Annotated in this window: 5 protein-coding genes; 2 read left to right on the top strand and 3 right to left on the bottom strand. The window is 71.8% G+C overall.

Translation table 11 applies throughout. The features are described 5' to 3' along the window. Positions 1-1,213, top strand: a 1,213-nt coding sequence (gene rlmD, locus FDZ70_07555) for a 23S rRNA (uracil(1939)-C(5))-methyltransferase RlmD (protein ID TLM73639.1), incomplete at its 5' end; no start/stop codon positions are given. Here rlmD and FDZ70_07560 read toward each other — a convergent pair. The 3 genes from FDZ70_07560 to FDZ70_07570 form a co-directional block, all read right to left on the bottom strand. After that, entirely contained in the window at positions 1,210-1,437 is a 228-nt protein-coding gene (locus FDZ70_07560; protein TLM73640.1) for a cytochrome B5, read from the bottom strand. The two genes, rlmD and FDZ70_07560, sit on opposite strands and share 4 nt — an antisense overlap. A 78-nt stretch (positions 1,438-1,515) precedes the next feature. Beyond that, positions 1,516-1,893: a hypothetical protein gene (locus FDZ70_07565; GenBank protein ID TLM73641.1), complete on the bottom strand. Its 378-nt coding sequence runs from the start codon at positions 1,891-1,893 to the stop codon at positions 1,516-1,518. Positions 1,894-2,079: 186 nt separating this feature from the next. Next, on the bottom strand, positions 2,080-2,781 hold the full coding sequence (locus FDZ70_07570; GenBank protein TLM73642.1) for a Crp/Fnr family transcriptional regulator: 702 nt from the start codon (positions 2,779-2,781) through the stop codon (positions 2,080-2,082). Positions 2,782-2,893: 112 nt separating this feature from the next. Between FDZ70_07570 and FDZ70_07575 the strand changes: the two genes are divergently transcribed. Next, positions 2,894-3,700, top strand: coding sequence for an HAD family hydrolase (locus tag FDZ70_07575; protein ID TLM73643.1), 807 nt, complete (start codon positions 2,894-2,896; stop codon positions 3,698-3,700). The last annotated feature ends 104 nt before the right edge of the window (positions 3,701-3,804 follow it).

The raw sequence follows: 3,804 nt of genomic DNA on the forward strand, positions 1-3,804 counted from the left end.
CCCGGGCGACACGGTCTCCGCGCGGGTCACGGCCGACAAGGGTCGCTACCTGCTCGCCGAGACAGCCGAGGTGCTCGCGCCGTCGCCTGACCGCGTCGATGCGCCCTGCCCGTTCGTCGGCACCTGCGGCGGCTGCCAGTGGCAGCACATCTCGTACGCGGCCCAGCTGCGCGCCAAGCGCCTCATCGTCTCCGACGCGCTCACGCGCATCGGCGGGCTCGACGCTGCCTGCGTCGCGGACGTGGTCCCCTCCCCCCTCGAGTACGCCTACCGCAACAAGGTCGAACTCGCCGTCACCATCGATGACGCCGGCCGACTCGTCGCCGGGTTCACGGCGAGGCACGGCTCGGCACCCGCACCCGTGACCTCGTGCCTGCTCCTCCCGAAGCGGACCCGCACCGCCCCGAAGTCGCTCTCGGGCGCACTCCGCTATCTCGCGAGGGGCGGCGAGCTCGGCATCGACCGTGCGGCCGTGCGCGTGGCGGCCAACACCGCCGACATCGAGGTTGCGCTCTGGACGCACCCGTCGGGATTCCCGAGGCAGGCCGCCGCCAAGGTACTCGCCGAGGCCGTCGCGGCGACGGGCGTCGCCCGCGTGATCTACCGTGGCACGCTCAAGGAGCGCACGGTCGTGCGCACGGAAGTCCTGTCGGGCCGGGGGTTCTGGCGCGAGCGCGTCGGCGACTGCGAGTTCGCGGTCTCGCCGCCCTCGTTCTTCCAGGTGAACACCGGGGCTGCCGAGGCGCTCACCGCGGCCGTACTCGATGCGGCGTCTGTCGACGGCTCCGACCGCGTGTGCGACCTGTACGCGGGCGTGGGCACGTTCACGCTCCCGCTCGCCGCCGCCGCGGGCGAGGTGGTCGCGGTCGAAGCGTCATCTCACGCGGTGAGGGATCTGCGCCGCAACCTCGAGAGCGCCCGGATGGACGCGGACGTGATCGGCGGCGACGCCGCGATCGAGGCGACCGGGCTCGGCTCGTTCGACGTGATGGTCGTCGACCCGCCGCGCACGGGGCTGGCGCCCGCGGCGCTGGCCGCCGTCGCGACGGCCGCGACGCGGACCATCGTGTACGTCTCCTGCGATCCGCCGACGCTGGCGCGCGATGCAGCCGCGCTCGCGCAAGCCGGATGGACGCTCGTCGCCGCAGTGCCCGTCGACCTCTTCCCGCAGACCTACCACACGGAGGTCGTCGCGCGCTTCGAGCGTTCCTAGACGAGTCGGCCGACCTCGGGGAAGTCGGTCACGTACACGTCGTGCGGCGCATCCAGATGGTCCTCGGTGAGGTCGGCGCCCGCCGAGTGGGCCCCCTCATGGTCGCCGCCGGTCCACATGCCACTGTCCGACACGTCGTACACGACGCCCTGGTAGGCGACGTACGCAAGACGCCCGTCGCGCCCGTCGAAGCCTGAGAGCTCCTCTGCCGTGAAGTCGCGCATCCCGCCTTCTCCTCGTCATGCCGGGAACGAATGCCTTCGCGGCACCATCTTCCCACAGCGAGGCGTCGGCGAGACGGCTCAGTGCACGCGGACGCGTGTGACGCGGCCGAGCATCCGGAACGCCCGGGACATCATCGTGGCGAGCAGTGCGACCACGGCGTACGGCGCGTAGCCGCCGTCGCCCGGAGCGCCCTGCCCGGCCGCACGGCCGGCGATCTCGCCGTAGTCGACGCGGACGTCCTGGACCGCGCCGCCGACCTCGATCGTCAGCGTGGTCGCCGCGGTGCCGACCTGCACGGCGCGGATCATCCGCAGCGCCTCCTCGGCGGCGTCGATGCCGGTGGTGCGGCTCGTGGTCTGCACGTGGGTCGTGTACGCGGGCTCCAGCGCGAAGGCGGCGGACGGGAGCGCCAGCGCGATCACGAGCGCTGCAACCGCTGTCATCCAGATCCTCATCGTGGGCACCTCCCGTTCGTGTCGCCGTTCTCACCATGGGCATCGGCGCGATCCGGTGCCGGGTCAGTGCTCTCGGTCACATCCGCGCACAGAGCGCCGTGCACGTGTGACTCACGTCACAACAGAAGCGCCCGCCGCCCCGAAGGGGACGACGGGCGCTCGAAGGAGGCGCTTCGTGGGGAAGCGCTACTCGGACTCGAGGCGCTCGCGCAACAGGAGCAGGTCGACCACGATGCGGCGGCCCTTGGTGGCCACCACCCCGTCGCGCGCGAGCGCGGAGATGATGCGCGAGGCCGTCTCGCGCGAGGTGCCCGCGAGCGTGGCGATCTCGTAGTGCGTCAGTCCGGCGATGACCGGCACGCCGCGCGCCTCGTACGAGGCGGTCGCGACGTTGAGCAGGACGCGCAAGACGCGGTGCGTCGCATCGTGGAACGCCATGTCCTCCAGACGGGCGTTCGTGTGGCGCAGCCGCCGCGACAGCGTCGCGATGAGCGCGAGTGCGAGCCGCGGCTGGACGCGGATCGCGTCCGACAGGTCCTTGGCGTCCAGCGACAGCACCTCGACCTCGGTGACGGCGATGACGTCGGCACTGCGCGGCTCGGCGTCCACGAGCGACATCTCGCCGAAGTGCGCCGGGGCCTCCAGGTAGTTGAGCGCGAGCTCCTTGCCGCCGGGGGACGCGAGCGACACCTTCACGCGACCCGAGACGAGCAGGAACATCGAAGCTCCGCGCTCGTTCTGGGTGATGACGAACGCGCCCTTGGGCAACTGCCGAAGGGTCACCATGCCGGCGAGCGTGTCGAGGTCCTCGTGGCCGAGGTCCGCGAACATCGGGATCGACCGCAACTTCGCGACGATCGACTCCTCGTTCCTGCTGGCGGTGGTCATGTGCGCTCCCCTAGGGGTAGGCGGCCTTCGCTAGCGTGTATCGGGCGGTCTCAAGTGTGACTTTAGGCACAATCGAGCCGCATCCGTCACACTCCCCGCCCGCCGCACACGACTGAGAACGGCCGCCCGCGAGCGTCACATCTCGGTGCCCCGCGGCGTGCGAGTGCTACCATGCGTGCCCGGCGCTCTCGACGCAGAAAGGACCGCCGTGGCCTCCGCCCCCGTGCGCGGCGTGCTGTTCGACCTCGACGGCACGCTCCTCGACCTCGACCTCCATGCCTTCCTGAGGCGCTATTTCGGGGCGCTCCAGGAGGTGCTCGCCGAGCTCGCTGGCCCCGACGGCGCCCGCAGAGCGATGGACGCGGTGCTCGATGCGACCGAGGCCATGGCCGTGCCTCACGACGGCCTCACGAACCGGTCCGTGTTCGAACGCCGCTTCGACGAGATGACCGGCCTGGACATCGCCGCCGCCGCGCCGCTCCTCGACACGTTCTACGAGGACATCTTCCCCGGGCTGCGCGGAGAGTGCGGCCCGGCCCCCGGCGGCAGGGAGGCGATGCAGGCCGCGCTCGGCCTGGGCCTGCGCGTCGCGGTCGCGACGAACCCGATCTTCCCGCGCCGCGCGATCGAGCACCGCATGCGCTGGGCCGGCATCGGCGACCTCGCGCCGCACGTTGTGACCAGCTACGAGACGTCCACGGCGTGCAAACCGCACGGCGCGTACTTCCGCGAGGTGGCCGCGGCGCTCGGCGTCGCGCCGCACGAGTGCGTGATGGTCGGCGACGACGCGATCCTCGACATGGCCGCGGCGGACGTCGGGATGCGCACGTTCTACGTCGGCAGCGGCACTGCCGAGGCGGACTACGCCGGGAACCTCGACGCGTTCGCGGACCTGCTCCCGCGCCTCGTCGGCGACTGACCGTCGAGAGCCGCCGCTACCGGGCGCGACAGCGGAGCAGCGCGACCCACGCGCCGTCGAGGCGCTGGTCGTAGTGGAAGTCGAAGCGGCCGCGAGACTCCTTG

The sequence above is a fragment of the Actinomycetota bacterium genome (genome assembly GCA_005774595.1).
In the GTDB taxonomy this organism is placed as follows: domain Bacteria; phylum Actinomycetota; class Coriobacteriia; order Anaerosomatales; family D1FN1-002; genus D1FN1-002.